The sequence below is a fragment of the Desulforhopalus sp. genome, assembly GCA_030247675.1.
GTDB lineage: Bacteria > Desulfobacterota > Desulfobulbia > Desulfobulbales > Desulfocapsaceae > Desulforhopalus_A.
Window position 1 is genome coordinate 47,660 of the sequence record JAOTRX010000008.1, and the last position, 22,237, is coordinate 69,896.

Genomic DNA, 22,237 nt, shown 5'->3' on the forward strand with positions numbered 1-22,237 from the left:
CGGCAAGTCATTGGAAGCATAATACTTGCGTTGTAGAAGCATACAACTTACTCTCAGGAGTGAGATAACAATCATTAAAAAACCCGTTTTCCATTGTTCTGACCGCCCCAAAAGTGGCGTCTTCGAGGAGTAGCATATTATGACTGAAACGCGTTTGCGCTTTCCACCGAGCCCCACCGGCTACCTGCACATCGGAGGCGCGAGAACCGCGCTGTATAATTGGCTGTACGCAAAGAAAACCGGTGGCAAGCTGATTCTTCGCATAGAAGACACCGATGCTGACCGCTCCACCGAATCTTCAATCAATGGCATTATCGAAGGCCTGGAATGGCTCGGTATCGATTTCGATGAGGGACCGTATTTTCAGACTGATTTCGAGGAGGACCACACGGCCGCCGCGCAGAAATTATTGGAGAAAGGTTGCGCCTACAAGTGTTTTTGCACCAAGGAAGACCTCGACGCAAAACGTGAAGCTGCCCTCGCTGCAAAAAAACCTTTGGGATATGACCGAACCTGCCGCAATCTTATGCCTGATGAGGTAGCGGCAAAAGAGGCCGCCGGAGTCCCCTCCGTCATCCGCTTCAAGGTACCTGATCGTAATGGGCTGCTGGGATACGACGATAAAATCATGGGCCGGATAGAGTCCGCCTACTCAGAAGTCGATGACTTTGTCATCGTACGTTCAAACGGAAAACCCTTGTATCTTCTCTGCAATGTGGTCGACGACATCCGGGACCGTATAACCCATATTATCAGAGGGCAGGATCATATGACCAACACCCTCAAGCAGGTCCTGCTCTACGAAGCACTTGAGATACCACTGCCGGTCTTTGGCCATATGCCGCTCACCCTCGATACCAAAAAAGCAAAAATCTCCAAACGCAGTCATGGAGAGATCGTTGCTGTACAGTTCTACCGGGACAACGGTTTTATCCCTTGGGCCTTCAATAATTTTCTTGCCCTATTGGGATGGTCAGCCGGCAACGATCAGGAGATTTTTTCGAAAGAAGAACTTATCCGGGATTTCTCCCTTGAGCGGATCAACAAATCCAGTGCTATTTTCAATTTTAAAAGAGATGATCCGAAATTCATTACCGATCCCAAGGCATTGCACATCAATGAGCACTATCTCCGAACCATGGATATCAATGAAATCGGCAAGATGGTCAAAAAAGAACTTGAGTCCGAAAATCTCTGGCAAGAGAGCTACGATTCCGATCGGAAAAGCTGGTATCTCGACACCTTGGGACTTATCAGGGAACGTTTCCATACCCTGAAGGATTTTACCTCCCTGGGCCGGGCCTACTTTGCCGATGACTACATGATCGACCCCAAACCTCTCGAAAAGAATGTACTGAAATTCCCGGAACTGCAAACATGGTTGCCGGAGCTCGCCGTCAGGTTCGAAAAACTCGGCGAATTTACCCTGGAGGAGACGGAACGGGTCGCCCGGGAACTTGCCGAAGAATTATCGATCAAACCCGGCATCCTGATCAACGCCATGCGCACCGTAGTTACCGGACAACTTGCCGGCCCGTCGATGTTTGACGTGGTTCTGGCGATAGGCAGAGACAGGATAATCCGACGGCTACGGGATGTTGGAAAATTTTTTAAGGCAAATTGAACGCTCCATAAACAAACGGGACTTTCATCATGGACCTGCAAGAAGAATCTGAGAACCGACCACTCGACTTTATCCGCCAGATAATCGCCGACGACCTGCAATCCGGCAAACACCAGCAAAGTATTACACGATTCCCACCGGAGCCTAATGGTTTTCTGCACATCGGTCATGCCAAATCGATCTGCCTGAACTTTGGCATCGCCGAGGAAACCGGCGGTATCTGCAACCTGCGCTTCGACGACACGAACCCCAGCAAAGAAGATGTGAGCTACGTTGAATCCATCAAAGAAGACGTACAATGGCTCGGTTTCCAGTGGGGCAAGGAGGCGCTCTACGCCTCAGACTACTTTCCGCAGCTCTATGAATTTGCCGTAACTCTCATCAAAATGGGCAAGGCCTATGTTTGCCAGTTGTCCCCCGATGAAATACGGGAATATCGCGGCACCCTCACCGAACCCGGCAAAGAGAGTCCGTATCGCAACCGCGGTGTTGCAGAAAACCTCGATTTATTCGAACGCATGAAAAATGGTGAATTTGCCGAAGGAAGCCACGTGCTGCGCGCCAAGATTGACATGGCCTCACCAAACCTGAATATGCGGGATCCGGTCATCTACAGAATTCTGAAAGACCACCATCACCGCACCGGCGACACCTGGGTAATTTACCCCATGTACGATTACACCCACTGTATTTCCGACATGCTGGAAAAAATCACCCATTCCCTCTGTACCCTGGAGTTTGAGGATCATCGCCCCCTGTACGACTGGGTGCTGGACACCCTCAACACCCCATGCCACCCACGACAGATTGAATTCGCCAGGCTCAACCTCAGCTACACGGTGATGAGCAAACGTAAACTCCTCAAGATGGTCATGGGCAATTATGTCAGCGGCTGGGACGATCCGCGGATGCTCACCATTTCCGGCCTCCGCCGTCGTGGATACACCCCGGCATCGCTACGCAATTTTTGCAAGTCCATCGGTATCGGCAAAAGTGAAAGCCGTATCGACATGGGGGTTCTCGAAAATGAGATCCGCAACGATCTTAATGTCAACGCCCCGCGCCGCATGTGTGTACTCGATCCGGTAAAGGTGATTATTGATAATTACCCAGAGGGACAAATCGAAGAGATGGTTGCAAAAAACCATCCTCAGATCCCGGAAATGGGAGAACGCACCGTGCCCTTTAGCCGTGAAGTGTATATTGAACGAGATGATTTTCTGGAAGACCCCCCGAAAAAATACCATCGCTTGGGACCCGGTCGTGAGGTTCGTTTGCGCTTTGCCTATCTGGTAAGCTATGTGTCTCACATAACTGATCCAAACACCGGGAAAATTATCGAAATCCATTGCACCTACGACCCGGAGACCAGAGGCGGGTCCGCGCCTGACGGACGCAAGGTAAAAGGGACTATCCATTGGGTTTCGGCAGAAAAGGCAGTGCCGGTGCCTGTCCGGCTGTACGACCGGCTTTTCAAAGTGGAGGACCCGGAAGCCGATAAAAACATAGATTTTCTTGACCAACTCAATCCAGAATCGAAGGTCGTCGTCGATAACGCAATGGCCGAGCCGAGTATTTTGGCAATGCACCCCGGTGACCAGGTTCAGTTCGAGCGCTTGGGATATTTCTGCGCCGACCCCGTTGAATCAAAAGCCGGCAGACCAATATTCAACAGGACTGTGACCCTGAAGGATTCCTGGGAAAACATTACTAAATAGGTATGAGGCCCAGCCCACCGAAAATTTTCCTCAAAACCTCATTCAGGATCTCAAGGTAATTGAATATGCCGATCATCAATATGCGACTGATGGCAAAAAAACAATCCGGCATCATTAAAGCAATCAAGGTGGGAGGCGAACTCGGCCGACGCATTCGGGAGATGGGCCTTGTTCCCGGCACAGAAATCACTGTGCAGGGCAGAGCCCCGCTTAATGACCCGGTTGCACTCAGGGTCATGGACAGCACCCTCACCCTGCGCAACAATGAAGCGGATTATATAATGGTGGAGATTAAAGACCCTTGACGATAAGCCGCATCTCTATTTATTCCGCAATGGCAGAAGTATCGTTTGAGCAGGCACTCTGCTCAACTCAGCTTTATAAAAATTCATCATCGATGCAACACTATAAGCCGCTGAGAACATTCTTGATTTTCTTGTTTTTTTAATCTTCTTGCTGTTTCCCCTCCTTCCAATGAGCCCAGCCCCCGCACTGCAGGGACATTTTACCTTATTTAAATCCTCCTGCAATTTTCGATAACCACACCGATTTGTTAGAACCACCTAATAATATTTCGAGTCATTGAAATACCTGTTGACTGATATTATTGTTTGGAGTACCTAAAGAGTTATCCTATGGAGAAACCGATGAGACAAGATACTGAGAAATTCAATGTGCGCTGTTTAGCGGATGCGATACGGTGTTGTTTCGGTCGGGGCCAGCAATGCACCGGTTCGGTTTCTCCTCTCTCGATAAAGGGCGAAGCTGGCCGGGTTAAAATTTGCAAAGTGACTGGAGACAGGAGGATTTGCAGTCGGATTGCGGCTATGGGGGTCTATCCTGGGATCGAGGCCGATCTTATCTGTCCTGGGAAGGGAAGTCGTTGTGTTCTCAAGGTCAATGGCGGCACAATCAGTCTTGACGCGGATGTCTCAGAAAATATCTTAGTAACAAGCGTATAATTTTGATCCTAAGTCCGGAATCGGGCTTATTTTTTGGCCAATCATGTTAGGGCACACTAACTAAACTGCAAGGGCAAGAAAATGATTGAAACAATAATACTCTGGATAATAATTTCGATAAGTGCCTTCTTCACCGGGCGCAGATTTTACCGGAGCTGGAGGATGGCCCTTGATAAAAACGCGCAGGTTTCCTGTGGCCAAGGGTGTTGTTCATGCTCTTCCTCCTCCGGTTGCTCAACCAAATGCGAATAGTCACTTGATAATTTACCAAAGGACCACCGATGAATACTCTCTGCTTACGGCAAATGCACAAAAATCAGCACGGTATTGTCAAGACGATTGATGTCGGAGGGGAACTCGGAAGACGGCTTCGCGAAATGGGTCTCGTACCGGGAACGCGAATCACCATTTGTGGCCGAGCTCCGCTCCACGACCCTGTAGCCATCAGAATACAGGACAGCACGATTACTCTGCGCAACAGTGAAGCAGATCATATTCTCGTCGATACCGAATAGTTAGCATCCCTTTCCTTACCCTGCTCTTTTCATATTATCATTTCATTATACATAGCGAACACGAACACCCATGCAAATAAAAATGGCCCTTGCGGGCAATCCAAATGCCGGAAAAACCACCCTTTTCAACCAATTAACCGGGGCCAGACAACACGTCGGTAATTATCCGGGCATCACCGTTGACCACAAAGAAGGCCACCTGCAATTCAAAAACAAGGCCGTCATAATCACCGACCTCCCAGGAACCTACTCTATGACCGCCTATTCCGCCGAAGAATTGGTGGCAAGGGATTACCTGGTTTATAACCGGCCACAGGTGGTCATCAATATCGTTGATGCCTCGAATCTTGAGCGCAATCTCTATCTCACCTGTCAGCTCCTTGAACTCGGTGCCCCCCTGGTGGTGGCCTTGAATATGATGGATGTTGCTGAGGCAAGGGGTATTGAAATCAACGCGGCAGCCTTAGAAAAACATCTCCAGGTCCCTGTCATACCGATAATCGCCCGCTCCGGATTCGGCAAGGAAGCTCTGCTCGAAGCTGCAATGCAGGTGGCCTCAGAAGGCCAAGAGTGGAATCCTTTGAATATTTCCTACGGCGACGACCTCGATTCCGCCCTCGTCGAGTTGATCGAAATAATTACCGCCAAGTCACTGATGACCGAGACCTATCATGCCCGGTATACTGCCATCAAGTACCTGGAAAATGATGAACAAATACAAGCAAAAGGAATGGAGCTCGCCCCGGAAACCGCTCAAATTCTGCAACAGCTTGTTGACAAAACCACTGAACACACCCGCCGGACTCTTGATGTGTATCCCGAGGCAATCATCGCTGATCATCGATATGGGTACATCAAATCGCTCCTTCGCCAGGGGGTAATCAGCCGAAAATTCGACGCCGACCGGCTATACACCTCCGACAAGATCGACAAGGTTCTCACCAACCGACTGGTCGGACCAGTACTGATGCTGGCGATCCTTTTTGCCCTGTACCAATTCACCTTCAGCTGGAGTGAGCTGCCCGTCACCTGGCTTGCCAATGCCTTCAGCTGGCTTGGTGATTTTGTCGACAAAAGCCTTCCGGATGGCGTCCTGAAATCCCTGATCATTTCCGGGATGATTGATGGCGTAGGTGGCGTTCTCGGATTTGTGCCATTGATCATGTTTATGTTTTTCGGCATTGCCATTCTTGAGGACTCCGGATACCTCGCCCGTGTTGCCTTTATGATGGACAGGATTTTTAGGATCTTCGGCCTGCACGGTTCCTCAGTCATGCCATTTATTGTCTCCGGTGGCATTGCCGGTGGTTGTGCGGTCCCAGGCGTCATGGCCACGCGAACACTCCGCTCGCCGAAGGAACGAATGGCCACCCTCCTCACCGTCCCCTTTATGAATTGCGGGGCAAAGCTCCCAGTGGTTGCCCTGCTGATTGGCACATTTTTCGGCGAGAACAAGGCTAATTACATGTTTTTCTTCACAATGCTTGCTTGGATTGTGGCGTTGCTGGCAGCAAAGCTGCTGCGCTCGACCGTCCTCAAGGGTACCCCAACCCCTTTTGTCATGGAGTTGCCACCCTACCGCTTTCCGACCATGCGCGGCCTGTTTATCCACACCTGGGAACGCACCTATCAGTATATCAAAAAAGCCGGCACCGTTATCCTCGGTATCTCCATTCTATTGTGGGCAATGATGACCTTTCCCAGTCTGCCCGAGGATGCAGCCAAGACCTTTGACCTGAAACGCCAGGAGATACTAACCGCCACCGAGCCGGCGATTGTTGCAGAACTGGAGAAAGATGCCGAGCCTTTATCTGAACGAGCTAAGGCTCTTCAGGAAAAACTGGCCACCATCAGTAACGAAAAAGCCGAGGCAGCCCTGCGCCACTCGGTAGCAGGAACCCTCGGTACCAGCATGGAGCCCGTGTCCAGACTAGCAGGATTTGACTGGCGCACGGACATAGCTCTCATCGGCGGCTTTGCCGCAAAGGAGGTCATTGTCTCAACGCTTGGAACGGCCTATTCCATGGGTAAGGTTGAGGTGGAAGAATCACAATCTCTTGGCGACCGCCTGAAAGATGATAGCAACTGGAACAGGGTGGTGGCGGTTGCGGCCTTGGTCTTTATAATGTTTTACTCACCCTGTTTTGTTACCTTGGTCTGTATCGCCAAGGAGGCGTCGTGGAAATGGGCCGCGTTTTCAATGACCTTCAACACGGTTTTTGCCTTCGCCATGGCGGTCGCAGTATTTCAGATCGGTATGTTTTTCAATCTCGGCTAGGAAGGCCGACAATAATTGGGGCAATTGCACGACAGAGAGATACGGTTTTATTCGTCTTATCCTATTCGATGCGAATCGCCCCGATATCATTTTCGACCGGCGGAGATTTTTTTACCTCCCGCACCGGCTCGTCAACGACAATCTCATAGTCGTCAACCGGCTCAATTGGTGACTCTCTCAGTACCGGTTTTTTGATATTTTTCCTCGAATATTGGGGCGGCTCAAGATCATCTTGTTGGCGCTTGACGACCACATATTGACGCTCGTCTTCTTCGTCGTCCTCTGCCTGACAGTCAACACCAAGTGGCTGCTTGAATATGGCGATAAGCCCATCTTGGGTCTCGAGAATCGAAACAAGCTCCCACCCCGCCTTACCGTATTCGTTCAGGGACAACTCCACTTCCGATTCATCAAGAAACGCACTGCCCAACAATCCTTCCTTCTTTAACTCGTAATGTACTGTTTTATAGCTCCACCGCATAGTTACATCCTTAAATTATACCTGCCGACTCTTTCTCGATAAGCCACTGCCTTTTTCCGCAAGGGCGTACGTTTCGTCTGAGGAGAAAAGCTGTACAACCCGGCTTTTATCATTGCTTTTCGAGTAGTTTGTCATTCTCAAAAACACCTTCAAAAATTCGTCCATCACCACGAACAAGACGACCTTGCCCATCGCGGCGGCCGAGTTTGAATGACCCTTCATACCTACTCCCATCAGTAGAGGTAAGAACACCCTGGCCATGGGGTAAATCATTATTGAACTCACCCTTATAAATGCTGCCATCGGAATAGACGAGTTCCCCCTGACCATTGAAGCTGCCATTCACATAATTGCCCTTATAGCGGCTGCCATCGGCAAAGTGGTATTCTCCGCTGCCTGAATACAGGTCATCCTTGAATTCACCGGCATAGCGGGTGCCGTCGGGGTAGGTAAAGACCCCATTACCATGTTTTTTTCCTTTAACAAACTCACCCTTATATTCCCTGCCATCCTTGTAGCGGTAAGTCCCGTAGCCATGAATCTGACCACCTTCCATCTTGCCATCATAATGGTCACCGCCGGCAAAGTCCAGCTTGCCTGACCCGTGCATCAGCCCCTTAGCAAACTGGCCGCGATACTCCCGGCCGTCCGGGAAGATTACCTGAGCTGTGCCCTCTACAAGAGCGCCGCCCTTACCCTCATAAACCAGACCGTCTTTGAGAACATAGCCTTGAGACCCTTTAGCTGCGACTGCCGGCGGAGGGGGCTCGCTTGCGCTTACCGTTGCCGGCACCTTCTCCGGTTTGGCAGCCTTGGCGGTTGCAGCTTGGGCATCAACAGGAACTGGAGGAGCAACAGGAGCAACTTGAACGACCGGAACCTTTGCCTCAGGTGCCTTTGTCACCTCGGGGGCTTTCTCATCCTTTTTCACAACCTGTTCGGCCTTTGGTGCACTCTGTTCAGTCTTTGGCGCAACCTGTTCAGCCTTTGGCAACTGAGGTTCACCATCGACAAACTTCCCGGAAAATTTCTTGCCATCGCTATAAACCAGCTTCCCCTGACCATGCATCTTATTGTCAAGGAAATCACCTTTATAGTTTGATCCATCGGCATTACGTAATTCGCCGCGACCGCTCCTTTTTCCTGCCGCGAATTCCCCCTTATATACCGTCCCGTCGGGGTACTCCTGCACCCCTTCCCCCTGGAAAAGACCGGCGCTAAAACCGCCCTGATACCGCGAGCCATCGGGATACTGGAGGGTGCCGTTACCGTTGTATTCCCCGCCTTTAAATTCGCCTTTATATATGCGGCCGTCACGGTATTTCAAGGTACCCTCACCGTGATATTTGTCATCGACAAACGACCCTTCATAACGCTCACCACTGGGCATCTCAAGGACACCCTTACCATGGCGACGGGTGCCTTTTACCTCGCCGACATAGGTCGAACCGTCGAGATATTTTTTGGTGCCCTTCTCGTCCGGCTTCCCATCATGCAACACCCCTTCATACCAGGTGCCATCGGGATAGATGAGTTTGCCACGGCCATCGATGATGTCATTACGGAAATCGCCCTGGTACTCACGGCCATCAGGGAAGAACAGAATCCCCTTACCATGAAACCGTCCGAAGCTGAAATCACCCATATACTGTGAGCCGTCGGGCCTTTCCAGGGTACCTTGACCGTGGATGACATTGTCTTGGAACTGCCCCTGATAGCGCCGTCCATCCTGACCCTTCAAGCGTCCTACGCCATGAAATTTGCCGTCACGAAATTCTCCGGTATAGTGCGTTCCATCGGGGAGAGCCAGTGTTCCCGTGCCGTTGGCAAGGCCGTTCTTAAATTCCCCTTCATAACGCCGACCATCGCCGGTCACTAAGACACCTTTGCCGGTGCGACAGTCTCCCTGCAAACACTCGCCTAGTCCCTGACCGGGCAGCAGACACACCACCAGAGACAACAAGACTCCCCGTAAATACGCTTTCTTCGTCAATGGGTTTCTCCATCTAAAATATCGAATTACACCTTCTTGCCACCATGCTCCGTGTAAATTCGCCGCACTACTCCGGCGATAATCGCCAAGCCGCGTTGTATATCGTCATCGCTTTGTGAATAGGTCACCCGGATGCATTCGTTTTTATGTTGCCAGTCTTCGGCAAGACCCGGGAAGAAATAGTGGCCCGAGACCACCAGGACCCCGGCCTTTTTGAGCAGCTGGTACAGCTCCAGGCTGGTTATCGGCAGCCCTTCAAACCACAGCCATAAAAACATCGCCCCCTCCGGCTTGTGAACGCGACAAGGGATGCCGGCGAATTGCTCACCAACCGCGGCGACCGCCTTTTCCATTTTTCCCTGGTAAAAGGGTTGGATGTACTGCCGGCACAGGTCGGTGATTTCTTGCCGGGCAATCAGATTCCGGGCGAGAACCGCACCAAAACTGGTTGGTGTCAGTGACATGATGGCGTTCATCGCCGTCAAGGCCTCGACAACCTTCTTGTGAGCCACAACAATCCCGGTTCGCAGAGAGGGCAGGCCAAGCTTCGAAAGGGACAAACACAGGATGAGATTTTCGTTCCAGACCGGTTGCGCTCCGACATACACCATGCCGGGAAAAGGCAGTCCATAGGCGCTGTCGATGATCAGAGGAATGTTTTTCTCAGCGGCCAGGGCAACAAGGCGGGCCACCTCCCCATCGGTTACCACATTGCCGGTGGGATTGGTTGGCCGGGAAATACAGATTGCCCCGATATCATTACCGATCTTTAATTTATTAAAATCAATATGATATTTAAAGAACCGCTCATCCTGCAGCTCAATTTCCGGCCGGGTCGAAACAAACATGTCTTCCGCCAGACCAAGGTCGGCATAGCCAATATACTCAGGCGCCAAAGGCAGACAAATCTTCTTCTTGCGTCCGTCGGGAAATATCCCGGCAAAAAGGTTAAAGAGCATAAAAAAGGCGGTCTGGCTGCCATTGGTCAAGCAGATATTTTCCGGCCCAACATCCCAACCATGCTCTTTTTTCAGAAGAGCCGCCAGGCCGTCGACAAAACCCTTTTCCCCCTGCGGCGGAGCATAGCCACTGATGAGTTGTTGAAAACTCTGCTGGTCCGCGCCAATTGCCAGAAGTTCCCGGCGCATTCTTTCCTGAAACTCCGGCACCTGCCCGGGATTGCCGCCGCCCATCATGATAACCGGCCTGCTGCCGGGGGCAGTTGCCTTGCCCAGGTCATCCATCAAGGAAAGGATCCCGGCATTACCGGTCATCTTATTGCCGAATTGTGTAAATTCCATAAGTTGGCCAATTATAATGGTGCCTGACGGCCGTCAGCGTGCTGCCGCGTCCGTCTGTCGAATAAAAACTGCAGCCCCCTGACCAGCAGGTAGGTAACGATCAGGGAAAAGACAATCCTCCCCCACAAAATCCCCCCAAATTTGCCGCCGATCGCCGCCATGATCAGGGTATCCTCGACCAAACCGTGACAAAGCCCCATCAGGGCCATCGAGTTGAAGACCTCTTCTCTGCCCAGTTTCCCGGTATTCGTCTCCCGGATTATCAGTGCCCCGCCATAGCCGATGCCCATGATCATACCGACAACGGTGATCGGCGCGGCCTTCCGGCTCATCCCGAAATACGGCAGAACCGGGGCCAGCATTTTCTCTAATAAATCGAGGACGCCGATCGCCCGCAACAACCGCATGCCGAGGATAATAAGAAAGATAGCGGCAACGATCAAGCCCTGGTTCTGCAGCTGATCGAGCCCCCATTGCAGAAGATCGCCGTCCTGGGCGGTAATCTTAAAAAGGAGTTTGGCCGGCTCCTGCCAGATGTCAAATGCCAAGCAGAGGCGATTCAACAGAAAACAGTAGACAACCGCGCCCAGCAGGCGAATACAGGCAATCGGCAAAAGGGCGGCCCCGGCACGTTTGCTGACACTCAATTCCACAGGCAGGGAATGGGCAATAAGCATGGCAGAGCACAGGACGGTTACCTGGGCTCCGGTGAGGGTAAGGCCCGAGACCAGAGCCGCGAACACAGCGATACCACCGTATAAACTGGTCATCATGGCCGTGGCCCACACCAGGCCGAGGGCACCGGGCAGCCCAATAAAACCCATCACTGGCTCTAAGACGATGCTGAAAAGAGAGATGAGTCCGAGTTCGTCGAGGATCTTGGTGACGATGACCACCGGCACGGTGATACGGATGAGTTCCCAGCTGGTAAGCCAGGTCTCCCGGCAGAGGGAGACGGCAAACTCCTTTGCCCTTCCCTTATTCTGTTGATACCAATCGTTCATCGTACACCACAAAGAACCAATCATCAGGACTATGCCACCCGCGAATTCCCCGAACCATCCTTCTGTCGCTTCTTGCCCGCAAACAGCTGGCAATTCATCCCCGATGATTCGAAGACCACCCGCGAGGGAATTGTCCGGCTCTTAAACCGCAAGGCCCGACAGCCGTAAGGCTTCTCCGGGTCGTGGGTAATAAAATAATGGATACAGAGCAAACAGTTCGGAAAAATTACCGCCATTGCCTAAAACCTACAAAGATCTGCCATTTCATCTTGTTTTTGCCACAAGGACATACGTTTCATTTGAGCAGGCAAGCTGCTCAACTCAGCTTTATATTCTCTTCTCGGCACCGCCGTGATCCTTCGGAAACCAGAAATGGATGAGTTTACCGGCCCCGGCGGCATCGGAGAAACCTCCTGCACCGGCATACTCCAGCGCAACAATGCCACAGGTCGGCACATTGCCGAGGGCGCGACCGGAAAGATGCTCAGCCAATTCGGTGATGGTGTTGTTATGACCAACCAGAAAAAGGACATCGGCCTGTTTGAGCAGACTTTCAATCAGCCGACAATGGTAGGAAAACGCTCCCAAATACAAACTCTCATCGTAGCGGATGGCTTCCTTGTCGTAACCGGTTCCCTCCGCCATAAGTCGAGCGGTTTTTTTCGCCCGGGTGGCCGAACTGGCAACTATCAGGTCCGGTTTGATTGCTGCGGCGGCAAGTCGTCTCGCCATTGCCGCACCATCGGTTTTGCCGCGATGATTGAGGGGCCGATGATAATCATCAAGCCCCGGATCGGACCAGCTCGACTTGGCATGGCGGATCAAATACAAGCGCTTCATTGCTGCCTCCCTTTCCCTTCGTTTTTCTGGGGAAACCGAAATTCAGGAGCGATAATCAGCGTTTATCTTTACATAATCGATGGAAAAATCGCAGGTCCATACCTCGGCGCTGGCCTTGCCGTCATGTAAATCAATGTCCACCGTGATCTGTTTTTCCTTGAGCACCCGCGTCGCCGCCGCCTCGACATCCTTGCCGAGGGCCAGACCGTTTTTAACGATGGTCACGTCGCCAAAGGCAAGATCTACCCGATCGGGAGAGAATTTTACCCCGGAGCGGCCCATGGCCGCCATAATCCTGCCCCAGTTGGCGTCTTCACCAAAAAAGGCCGTCTTCACCAAACTCGATGTGGCGACAGTTCTGGCAATCTGCTCGGCCTGATCTTCCTCTTTGGCACCGCTGACCCTGATGGTGATGGTCTTGGTAGCCCCCTCGCCGTCGCTGATGATCTGCAGGGCAAGATCCTTCAGAACATGTTCCAGACCATCCTGAAAGACCTGCCGATCGGCCTCGGAATCGCCGTCAATCCACGGATTGTCCGCCGTACCGTTGGCCATGACCAATACCATGTCATTGGTGCTGGTATCGCCGTCGACGGTGATGCGGTTAAAGGTCCGTTCGACCCCTTTTACCAGTGACTTGTGCAGTTCGGGGAAATTAATGCGGGCATCGGTCATAACAAAGGCGAGCATGGTCGCCATATTGGGCATGATCATCCCCGCCCCCTTGGCCATCCCAATGATTTTGATAGTTTTTTCACCTATAGTGACCCTTGCTTCGGCGGTTTTCATGACCGTGTCGGTGGTCATTATCGCCCGCGCAACCTTGTCAAAGGCATCGCTTGCCAGGCCCTCGACAAGACGCGGAATACCCTGCTCGAAGGCCGGTAGATTGAGGTGTTCACCAATTACTCCGGTTGACGCCAGCTGGACCATGGCCTCCGGGATACCAAGCTTGTCGGCAACCCATTGGCTGGTTGCGCGAGCGGCCTCCATGCCCTTCTCACCGGTACAGGCGTTGGCGCAACCGCTGTTGACGAGAATCGCCTGGGCCTGGCCGGTTTTCAGCCGTTCCCGGTCGAGGACAAGCGGTGCGGCCTTGACCTGGCTGGTGGTGAATACCCCGGCGGTTACACAGGGAATATCGCTATAGATAAGTCCGAGATCGAGCCTGTTGGCGTAACGAATACCAGCCTCAACGGCGGAAAATGAAAAACCTTTGATGTTCATGTGAAAAAATCCTTAGATGACAGAAATCATGGGGAAGAATGGACCCATTCTCCCACTCTAATACCTCCACCGAGCCCTTTCCCTCTTCACTTTCCAGGTCGGTACGGCAAAATACATCTACCACTTATCCGGCTGATTATGCTACTTTTAAATCAAGATGGCAATGGATCTCATTTGAGGCGGGCATGTTTTCCGCAAGGCACCAGCTCAGAGATAACCCCCGGCAGCGATGCTGCAGCCCCACTTCAACGGCCCTATATCGCACATGGCTATTCATGACTACCTTTTAAATTACTCTTTATTTTCGACGGTATTGCTCCTCGCCGATCTCATTATCCGGCTTGGACTTTCGATTCGCGTTATCATGCGCAAACGCCCGTACGGCGTGTCGTTGGCCTGGCTGGTAGTAATCCTGGTCATTCCTTTTTTGGGAGGATTCTTTTACCTGCTTCTGGGTGAAAACCGCATACCCGAAAAGCGTATCGAACGAGCCCGGGTTTCCTCGAAATATTACCAGCACTGGCTGACCACCCTGCGCAAGAGGGCGCCGGTCTCCTGGCACAATCTGAATCCGGAATGCGCCCCGCTCCACCGCCAGGTGGAAACCCTGGTCGGCTTACCGGCCATGGCCGGTAATAAATTGACGCTCATCACCAAGCCGGAGGAGATAACCCTTTCGATTATAGAGGAAATTGACAAAGCGACCTCTACCTGTCATCTGCAATTTTATATCTGGCAAGATGGCGGCATGGTAGACAGGGTGACAAAGGCCCTTATCAACGCCGCTGCTCGCGGTGTCACCTGCCGGCTGCTTCTTGATTCCATCGGCAGCAGTGATTTCTTTGGCAGTACAACAGCGAAGAGAATGCAAGAGGCCGGCATCAAGGTTCGCGAGTCCCTGCCGGCGGGCCTTATCAAAGCACTGTTTTCCCGCATCGATATCCGTAACCATAGAAAGATAGTGGTGATCGACGGCGAAGTTGCCTTTACCGGCAGCCAGAACATGGTCGATCCCGCCGTCTTCAAAAAAGACGCCGGCGTCGGCAACTGGATCGATGTCATGGTGAAGGTGGAGGGGCCTGTTGTGGAAAGCCTTGCCGGTACATTTATCAGTGACTGGTATCTTGATGCGGAGGGCAGCGACTTCGAAACCGAGTCATTGCAGAAAGATATCGAAACGGTTCGGCACAAAGGCGACATCCACCCCCTGCCGCTCATCGGCCAATGCCCGATCCAGCTTGTCCCTTCCGGCCCCGGCTTTGTCCCGGAAACCATCCACAGCCTACTCCTCACCACCATTTACGCAGCACGCCGGGAACTGATCATGACCACCCCGTATTTCATCCCCGACGAACCACTGCTCATTGCCTTGAAAGCGGCAGCCCAGCGTGGGGTGGCAGTTACCATCATTGTACCACACAATAACGACTCACGGCTGGTCCATTACGCAAGCCAGGCCCGTTTTGAAGAACTTGCCGATTCCGGGGTAAAAATCCAACTTTTCCATGGCGGTCTTCTCCATTCGAAGACCATCACCGTCGATCGGAATTTTTCGCTGTTCGGATCAGTCAATCTGGATATGCGCAGCTTCTGGTTGAATTTTGAAGCCACCCTTTTTATCTATTGCGAGGAGTTTTCCCTGCGCCTTTTTGCCGTCCAGCAGGAGTATCTTCAGCAATCCACGGCACTTGATCTACAAACTTTCTCTCGCCGCGGTCATCTCACCAAATTCAAGGAAAACACATGTCTTCTCGTCTCACCTCTCCTCTAATGCCAACCCGGATCTTACTGCTTGCCGACATCCACGGCAATTATCCGGCACTCACGGCCATAGACCGCGAGTTGGACGCGGCGTCGTTCGACTACATCATCAACTGCGGCGACTCCCTCGTCTATGCCCCCTTCCCCAATGAAACCCTGCGCTGGTTGAGCCTCCACCGGGCCGTGTCCATCCTCGGCAACACCGACCAAAAGGTCATCGGTATCCTCAAAGGCAAGACCTTTGGCAAACCGAGAAAGGCCGAAAAACGCATCATGTACACCTCCACTGCCGAGGCCCTCGATGCCCCAGGACGCCGTGATCTTCTCTCCTTCCCGGCCTTTAAGGTCCTTGACCTGCGCCATCCGGCATCAAAAAATTATCGAAACAGTAGGTTGAGGCTGGGCATCTTCCACGGTAGCCCAGCCGACCCGGACGAATTCCTCTTTGCCGACACCCCGGACAGCCGTTTTCTCGAACTGACCGAGATCACCGACTGTCAGATTGTCGTCACGGGGCACTCGCATACCCCATATTACAAGGTTATCGCCGGCACCCATTTTATTAACCCGGGATCAGCGGGAAGGATGTTCGACGGCAATCCACAGGCCAGCTGCGCTGTCATGGAGATAACCGAGGACAACATCAAGGTCCGCCACCTGCGTGTGAGCTACGACATTGATGCCGTTGTCACCGCTCTCGGTAGACACCAGCTGCCGGAGATATACGCCACAATGTTTCTACAAGGCCGGAAACTCAACTGAGATGCGGATTATCGCAAGGCCACACTACCCTGTCTGCCCCCCCTCTTACCTTGCAATGTTTTGACAACATCTCGGCATGTATGCTATGAAAACAAACACATCTTCTGGAGATAGATACCTTAGAATCTCGTCAACCTCTGCGACCAAGGATAATCGGCATGGCAAAAAAGAAGTCTGATAATAAAGGGAAAAATGGCATTGAGAATTTCAGGCTGGCGGAGGGTACTGCTGCCGACAACATCCTCACCAAAAACAGCGATGAGACGACGGCAATCAATATCAAGAACTCCCAGCTGAAGTATGAGTTAGAGCTGAAAAAACTGCAGATAGAGCTGATGAAACTGCAGAACTCCATGCGGGCCAACGGCCAGCGGGTTCTGGCAATTTTTGAGGGACGGGATGCTGCCGGCAAGGGCGGAACGATTAAACGGATAACCGCCAACCTCAATCCGCGGAGCGCCCGGGTCGTCGCCCTGATGAAGCCCAACGAAACGGAGATGACCCAGTGGTATTTCCAACGCTACGTCGCCCACCTCCCCTCAGCCGCCGAACTGGTCATCTTCGACCGGAGCTGGTACAACAGGGCGATGGTTGAGCCAATCATGGGTTTCTGCACCGATGAGCAAAACAAGCGCTTCTTAAAAGACGTGCCGATGTTTGAAGAGATGCTGGTCAAAGACGGCATCAAGCTGTTTAAATTCTATTTCTCGGTCTCCAAAGAGGTGCAGAAGGCACGTTTTGACTCCCGCAAGGAAGACCCGCTGAAACAATACAAGCTGTCGCCGGTCGACAATCTAGCACAGCAATACTGGGATCTGTACTCAGTGCGCAAATTCCAGATGCTCTCCGAAACCAATCGGACCATCGCCCCCTGGACAATTGTCCGTTCCGATGACAAGAAAAAGGCCCGCCTCAACTGCATGAAGTTCATCCTCAGCCGCCTCGAATATGAGGATAAGCTGCCGGCCAAGGATCTGGAGGTCGACCCGACCATCGTTATCTCCGGCATTGACGAACTGAAGCATATGGAAGACAACCTGATGCAGCCCCATCAGCTGCGCGGCTAAGCTCAGCCCTTTTCCCTTGCGGACGATGCTCCGGATTTTTCTCCCATAAAATGTAAAAAGGGGACGGCACCCGAAGTCCGGGCCGTCCCCCCCCATTTCTTGTAACTGCGCTGGTTTTTGTTACGCTTCCTGACCGCAGCACCTTTTGTATTTTTTCCCGGAGCCGCAGGGGCAGAGGGCATTCCTGCCGGTCTTATCGCTGTCGCGCCGCACCGGTTTGGGGGGCTGGGGCGCCTCTCCCGCCGCTCCTCTGTTGAGGCGAAGCTGCTCCTGCTCCTGCTTTCTCCGCCGCTCTTCCTCCATGCGCTCGACATCGTCTTCCCGGACGACGCGAACCCGCATTAAGTTGGAAATGGTCTGGGCCTTCACCGTCTCGACCATACTTTGGAACAGCTGAAAGCCCTCACGTTTATATTCATTGAGGGGATTCTTCTGGCCATACCCGCGCAAGCCAATGCCCTCCTTCAAATGGTCCATGGCCAGGAGATGGTCTTTCCAATGGCCGTCGACGACCTGGAGAAGAATCAGTTTTTCAATCTGCCGCTGGGTTTCCGCGCCATTGGTGATATCCTGGTTGGCGTAGGCCTGGCGAACGAACTCCAGGGTCTTTTCCCGGAAGGAATCGCGAGTCAAACCCGCCAATTCCTCTTCCGGCCACTCCGGGACATGAAAGAACACCTCACCCATCCGCACCTTAAACTCAGGCCACTGCCATTCCTGCGAGTCCTGTCGTTCCTGACAAAACTCATCGACCACCCCGTCAACCAGATCCTCGATCATGTCCTGAACAACCTGGACAACATCTTCACCGACGAGAACATCACGCCGTTGCCGGTAAATGATCTCCCGTTGCTGGTTCATTACATCATCGTACTCCAGCAGATGCTTACGGATATCGAAGTTATGTCCTTCCACTTTGCGCTGGGCATTCTCGATGGCCCGGGAAATCATACCGTGCTCAATCGGTTCGTCTTCCTCCATCCCGAGCTTATTCATGATTCCACTGATCCGGTCGGAGCCGAAGATGCGCAGCAGGTCGTCTTCGAGAGAAAGATAAAATCTTGACGACCCGGGATCGCCCTGACGGCCGGCCCGGCCCCGCAGCTGATTGTCAATACGCCGCGATTCGTGGCGGGAGGTGCCAAGGATATGCAGGCCGCCGACTTCAACCACCCCGGGGCCAAGCTTGATATCGGTTCCCCGTCCGGCCATATTGGTGGCGATGGTTACCTTGCCGAGCTGTCCGGCGCCGGCAATGATCTCCGCCTCGCGCTCATGGTGTTTGGCGTTGAGAACTTCATGCTCGATCTTGATTTTCTTCAGCATGCCCGAGATCTTTTCACTGACGTCGATGGAAATTGTGCCAACCAGGACCGGTTGCCCTGAATTGTGTAACTCACCGATTTCTTTAATGATCGCCCGATATTTGGCGGCCTCGTTTTTGTAGATGACGTCGGCATAATCGATGCGGATCATCGGCTGGTTGGTCGGCATGACCACGACATCGAGGTTATAGATCTTCTTGAATTCGGCGGCTTCGGTATCGGCGGTACCGGTCATTCCCGCCAGTTTTTTATACATCCGGAAATAATTCTGGAAGGTGATGGAGGCAAGAGTTTGGTTTTCCTGCTCAATCTTCACGCGCTCCTTGGCCTCCAGGGCCTGATGCAAGCCGTCACTATAGCGCCGCCCTTCCATGGTCCGGCCGGTGAATTCGTCGACGATAATGACCTGGTTGTCGCGGACGATATAATCGACATCCTTTTTAAAGAGGATATGGGCCTTGAGAGATTGGTTGAGGTGGTGAAGTTTTTCAATATTTATCGGATCATAAAGATTGTCGACCTCAAGCAATTCTTCGCCGAGGGCAATGCCTTCTTCAGTCAGAGAAACCTGTTTGGCCTTCTCGTCGACGGTATAGTGTTCGTCCTTTTTGAATTTGGGAATGATCCTGTCGACGTTTTTATACAGGTCGGTCGACAATTCCGCCGGTCCGGAAATGATCAGCGGCGTCCGCGCCTCATCGATCAGAATGGAGTCAACCTCGTCGACGATGGCATAGTTAAAGCCGCGCTGACAGTAGTCGCTCAATTCGAACTTCATATTGTCGCGGAGATAGTCGAAGCCGAACTCGTTATTGGTACCGTAGGTGATATCGGCGGCGTAGGCGGCTCGTCTTTCGACATCATTGAGGCCGTGAACGATCTTGCCGCAGCTCATCCCGAGAAACTGATAGATCTGCCCCATCCATTGGCTGTCACGGGCCGCCAGATAATCGTTGACGGTTACCACGTGTACGCCTTTGCCGCTGAGGGCGTTGAGATAGACGGCGAGGGTCGATGTCAGGGTTTTTCCCTCACCGGTGCGCATTTCCGATATCTTGCCCTGATGGAGAACAATTCCACCAACCAGCTGAACATCATAATGACGCTCACCGAGTACCCGTTTGCCCGCCTCACGAACAACGGCGAAGGCCTCCGGCAGTAGATCCTCAAGAGACTCACCTTGCTCCAGCCGTTCTTTAAACAGTGCCGTCTTGGCCGCCAAGGCCGCATCGTCCAAGGCCTGGACTTCTTCTTCCAAACCATTTATCCGGGCGACGATAGGTCTGAGTGACTTGAGGTACCTGTCGTTACTGCTGCCAAAAACCTTCGTGAGTAATTTTCCGATCATAGTATCCAGCCGTATAGTGTGATATGTGAACCGTTTGCAAAAACGCAGTTGATGCAGCAAATTCTATCGAAAGGACTGGCCGCAGGGCTCAGTAATTTACCACCCGAAGATGGCTCCTCTTTTTCGTCATTTTTTATCCGCCTTGGTTGCAACACGCTCTCCAACCTTGGCTTTATCGTCGGTAATCAGGGCCTTGTTTTCGTAGGCCGACGGCACAAGAAGCGATTGCCCCGCCCAAACTCCCAGCAAAAACATCCACAGAAAAAGACAAAAAACCACCACCGCGATACCAAGAATGGACCTCCTGGCAAGCTCAAATCTGACCATTTTTACCTGGCTTTTCTTTGCCGTGCCCATCCTTCACTAGCACCTCTACATCTTTTCCGGGGTGGACAAGCCGACCATGCCGAGGCCATTCTTCAAGACTGCCTGTAGAGCAAGTACCAGACACAGCCTGGCCCGACTGAGGGGCAGGTCGTCGGTAATGACCTTGTGTTTGTTATAGTAGCTGTGTATCTGTCCGGCAAGCTCCATGAGATAAAAGATGACCTTATGGGGCGCCAGTTCCAAGGCACTGCCTTCAATGGTTGCCGGAAAAGTCGACAGGGTCTTGAGCAGCTTCAACTCTTCCGGCTCTACCAGCAGCGTCGTATCGGTCTTCGTCGGATCGATCTCGGTAAAGCCTCGTTCCGCCGCCTGACGGAGGATGGAACATAACCGGGCATAACCGTACTGGACATAGTAGACCGGATTTTCCTGACTTTCCTTGGTGGCCAGGGCAAGATCGAATTCGAGCTGGCTATCGGCCTTGCGCATCATGAAGAAGAACCGTACCGGATCGACGCCGACCTCGTCGATCAGTTCATCGACGGTGACAAAGTTCGCCTTCCTGGTCGACATCTTTACCGTCTTGCCGTCCCGGGTCAGGGTGACGAACTGGTGCAGGACAACGGTCACTTTGTCCGGATCGTAGCCCAAGGCGCTTACCCCGGCAAGGACATCCGGCACTGTGGCAATATGATCGGAGCCGAAAACATCAACCAACCAATCAAAATTACGACGAAATTTTTCTCGATGGTAGGCAATATCCGGCAGACGATAGGTTGGCTCGCCGCTGCTCTTGATGATCACCCTGTCCTGTTCGTGGCCGAAAGCGGTAGTCTTAAACCATACCGCATTGTCCTTTTCGTAGACGTAGCCTTTTTCCCGCAACAGGGCGACGACGTCGTCGATATGGCCATCCTCGTATAGGGAATGCTCATTGAAATAGTTGTCGAAGGTAATCCCCAACCGCTCCAGGGTCCCGGAGATATCCTTGAAAATGTACTTCTCCGCCTGTTCCTTGAAGGGGGTGACATCTTCATGGTATTTCAGAGAATCGCCGCGCTCATCGACCAGCGACTGGGCGATATCGATAATATATTGTCCCTGGTAGCCGTCTTCGGGGAATTCAGCCTTTTCACCGAGCAGTTCCAGGTATCTGGCACGGGTCGATTCACCGAGGACCCGCATCTGCCGACCGGCATCATTGTAATAATACTCGCGAAAGACATCATGGCCGGTAACATCGAGCAGCCTGGCAATGGAATCGCCGAGGATCGCCTGGCGGCCGTGACCAACGCTCAGTGGCCCGGTGGGGTTGGCGCTGACGAATTCGACCATCACCTTGCGCTTGCCGCCGATCGTGCTCCTGCCAAAATTTTCTCCCGCCGCGACAATAGTCGGGATGAGCTTACGCCATACATCGTGATTGATGGAGATATTGATAAAGCCCGGACCAGCAATATCCAGACGGGCGATAAGTTCGCTTTGCCCCGCCAGTTTTTCAACGATGATTTTGGCGAGTTCGCGGGGATTCTTCTTCTCGGCGCCGGCGACAACCAGGGCCATATTGGTGGAGAAATCGCCCATACCATCATGCTTGGGCAGCTCAACGGTGAACTTGCCGGCAGCGGTGCTCGTCCACAAGCCTTCGGCCACGCCCTGGTCGAAACAGCCATCAAGGGCACTTTTTAATCGTGCACGGATCAT

General features: G+C 52.5%; 18 protein-coding genes. 8 read left to right on the forward strand and 10 right to left on the reverse strand.

Features of this window, described 5'->3' with window-relative positions; translation table 11 throughout:
* Positions 1–139 precede the first annotated feature (139 nt).
* From gltX to feoB, 5 genes are all read left to right on the forward strand, one after another.
* Positions 140–1,624 carry a glutamate--tRNA ligase gene (gene gltX, locus OEL83_16410; protein MDK9708626.1) on the forward strand — a complete coding sequence of 495 codons (1,485 nt, stop codon included), beginning with the start codon at positions 140–142 and terminating at the stop codon, positions 1,622–1,624.
* A 29-nt stretch (positions 1,625–1,653) separates the two neighbouring features.
* Positions 1,654–3,342, forward strand: coding sequence for a glutamine--tRNA ligase/YqeY domain fusion protein (locus tag OEL83_16415; GenBank protein ID MDK9708627.1), 1,689 nt, complete (start codon positions 1,654–1,656; stop codon positions 3,340–3,342).
* A 65-nt stretch (positions 3,343–3,407) separates the two neighbouring features.
* A complete protein-coding gene (locus OEL83_16420) occupies positions 3,408–3,647 on the forward strand; it encodes a ferrous iron transport protein A (GenBank protein MDK9708628.1) in 240 nt (79 codons plus the stop codon).
* Between the two features lie 938 nt (positions 3,648–4,585).
* Complete coding sequence (locus OEL83_16425; protein ID MDK9708629.1) at positions 4,586–4,819, forward strand: ferrous iron transport protein A; 234 nt, start codon at positions 4,586–4,588, stop codon at positions 4,817–4,819.
* Positions 4,820–4,889: 70 nt separating this feature from the next.
* Entirely contained in the window at positions 4,890–7,097 is a 2,208-nt protein-coding gene (gene feoB / locus OEL83_16430) for a ferrous iron transport protein B (GenBank protein ID MDK9708630.1), read from the forward strand.
* 61 nt (positions 7,098–7,158) lie between these two features.
* Here feoB and OEL83_16435 read toward each other — a convergent pair whose 3' ends face one another.
* From OEL83_16435 to argJ, 7 genes are all read right to left on the reverse strand, one after another.
* Entirely contained in the window at positions 7,159–7,578 is a 420-nt protein-coding gene (locus OEL83_16435) for a DUF4177 domain-containing protein (GenBank protein ID MDK9708631.1), read from the reverse strand.
* Between the two features lie 109 nt (positions 7,579–7,687).
* The gene (locus OEL83_16440; protein ID MDK9708632.1) at positions 7,688–9,571 is read right to left on the reverse strand and encodes a hypothetical protein; all 1,884 of its coding nucleotides are present in this window, start codon (positions 9,569–9,571) and stop codon (positions 7,688–7,690) included.
* 26 nt (positions 9,572–9,597) lie between these two features.
* A complete protein-coding gene (locus OEL83_16445; GenBank protein MDK9708633.1) occupies positions 9,598–10,872 on the reverse strand; it encodes a valine--pyruvate transaminase in 1,275 nt (424 codons plus the stop codon).
* 11 nt (positions 10,873–10,883) lie between these two features.
* On the reverse strand, positions 10,884–11,876 hold the full coding sequence (locus OEL83_16450; protein MDK9708634.1) for a hypothetical protein: 993 nt from the start codon (positions 11,874–11,876) through the stop codon (positions 10,884–10,886).
* 29 nt (positions 11,877–11,905) lie between these two features.
* Positions 11,906–12,112, reverse strand: coding sequence for a uracil-DNA glycosylase (locus OEL83_16455; protein MDK9708635.1), 207 nt, complete (start codon positions 12,110–12,112; stop codon positions 11,906–11,908).
* Positions 12,113–12,203: 91 nt separating this feature from the next.
* A complete protein-coding gene (locus OEL83_16460; GenBank protein ID MDK9708636.1) occupies positions 12,204–12,716 on the reverse strand; it encodes a histidine phosphatase family protein in 513 nt (170 codons plus the stop codon).
* A gap of 42 nt (positions 12,717–12,758) precedes the next feature.
* Positions 12,759–13,943, reverse strand: a complete 1,185-nt coding sequence (argJ, locus tag OEL83_16465; GenBank protein ID MDK9708637.1) for a bifunctional glutamate N-acetyltransferase/amino-acid acetyltransferase ArgJ — start codon at positions 13,941–13,943, stop codon at positions 12,759–12,761.
* Between the two features lie 229 nt (positions 13,944–14,172).
* Here argJ and cls point away from each other — a divergent pair, with 229 nt between their 5' ends.
* From cls to ppk2, 3 genes are all read left to right on the forward strand, one after another.
* On the forward strand, positions 14,173–15,714 hold the full coding sequence (cls, locus tag OEL83_16470; protein MDK9708638.1) for a cardiolipin synthase: 1,542 nt from the start codon (positions 14,173–14,175) through the stop codon (positions 15,712–15,714).
* Positions 15,687–16,466, forward strand: a complete 780-nt coding sequence (locus OEL83_16475; GenBank protein MDK9708639.1) for a metallophosphatase family protein — start codon at positions 15,687–15,689, stop codon at positions 16,464–16,466. Before cls ends, OEL83_16475 begins: the two co-directional genes overlap by 28 nt.
* 158 nt (positions 16,467–16,624) lie before the next feature.
* Entirely contained in the window at positions 16,625–17,533 is a 909-nt protein-coding gene (gene ppk2 / locus OEL83_16480; GenBank protein ID MDK9708640.1) for a polyphosphate kinase 2, read from the forward strand.
* A gap of 120 nt (positions 17,534–17,653) precedes the next feature.
* Here the strand turns inward: ppk2 and secA are convergent, their stop codons facing one another.
* The 3 genes from secA to argS all read right to left on the reverse strand — a co-directional run bounded on the left by secA (position 17,654) and on the right by argS (position 22,237).
* The gene (gene secA / locus OEL83_16485) at positions 17,654–20,206 is read right to left on the reverse strand and encodes a preprotein translocase subunit SecA (GenBank protein ID MDK9708641.1); all 2,553 of its coding nucleotides are present in this window, start codon (positions 20,204–20,206) and stop codon (positions 17,654–17,656) included.
* Between the two features lie 126 nt (positions 20,207–20,332).
* The gene (locus OEL83_16490) at positions 20,333–20,563 is read right to left on the reverse strand and encodes a hypothetical protein (GenBank protein ID MDK9708642.1); all 231 of its coding nucleotides are present in this window, start codon (positions 20,561–20,563) and stop codon (positions 20,333–20,335) included.
* 15 nt (positions 20,564–20,578) lie between these two features.
* On the reverse strand, positions 20,579–22,237 hold the full coding sequence (argS, locus tag OEL83_16495) for an arginine--tRNA ligase (protein ID MDK9708643.1): 1,659 nt from the start codon (positions 22,235–22,237) through the stop codon (positions 20,579–20,581).

Bases quoted from the DNA above. Each gene is read 5' to 3' on its own strand.
- gltX (MDK9708626.1), top strand. From the start codon at position 140: ATGACTGAAACGCGTTTGCGCTTTCCACCGAGCCCCACCGGCTACCTG.
- OEL83_16415 (MDK9708627.1), top strand. From the start codon at position 1,654: ATGGACCTGCAAGAAGAATCTGAGAACCGACCACTCGACTTTATCCGC.
- OEL83_16420 (MDK9708628.1), top strand. From the start codon at position 3,408: ATGCCGATCATCAATATGCGACTGATGGCAAAAAAACAATCCGGCATC.
- OEL83_16425 (MDK9708629.1), top strand. From the start codon at position 4,586: ATGAATACTCTCTGCTTACGGCAAATGCACAAAAATCAGCACGGTATT.
- feoB (MDK9708630.1), top strand. From the start codon at position 4,890: ATGCAAATAAAAATGGCCCTTGCGGGCAATCCAAATGCCGGAAAAACC.
- OEL83_16435 (MDK9708631.1), bottom strand. From the start codon at position 7,578: ATGCGGTGGAGCTATAAAACAGTACATTACGAGTTAAAGAAGGAAGGA.
- OEL83_16445 (MDK9708633.1), bottom strand. From the start codon at position 10,872: ATGGAATTTACACAATTCGGCAATAAGATGACCGGTAATGCCGGGATC.
- OEL83_16450 (MDK9708634.1), bottom strand. From the start codon at position 11,876: ATGAACGATTGGTATCAACAGAATAAGGGAAGGGCAAAGGAGTTTGCC.
- OEL83_16455 (MDK9708635.1), bottom strand. From the start codon at position 12,112: ATGGCGGTAATTTTTCCGAACTGTTTGCTCTGTATCCATTATTTTATT.
- OEL83_16460 (MDK9708636.1), bottom strand. From the start codon at position 12,716: ATGAAGCGCTTGTATTTGATCCGCCATGCCAAGTCGAGCTGGTCCGAT.
- argJ (MDK9708637.1), bottom strand. From the start codon at position 13,943: ATGAACATCAAAGGTTTTTCATTTTCCGCCGTTGAGGCTGGTATTCGT.
- cls (MDK9708638.1), top strand. From the start codon at position 14,173: ATGCTGCAGCCCCACTTCAACGGCCCTATATCGCACATGGCTATTCAT.
- OEL83_16475 (MDK9708639.1), top strand. From the start codon at position 15,687: ATGTCTTCTCGTCTCACCTCTCCTCTAATGCCAACCCGGATCTTACTG.
- ppk2 (MDK9708640.1), top strand. From the start codon at position 16,625: ATGGCAAAAAAGAAGTCTGATAATAAAGGGAAAAATGGCATTGAGAAT.
- secA (MDK9708641.1), bottom strand. From the start codon at position 20,206: ATGATCGGAAAATTACTCACGAAGGTTTTTGGCAGCAGTAACGACAGG.
- OEL83_16490 (MDK9708642.1), bottom strand. From the start codon at position 20,563: ATGGGCACGGCAAAGAAAAGCCAGGTAAAAATGGTCAGATTTGAGCTT.
- argS (MDK9708643.1), bottom strand. From the start codon at position 22,237: ATGATCCGTGCACGATTAAAAAGTGCCCTTGATGGCTGTTTCGACCAG.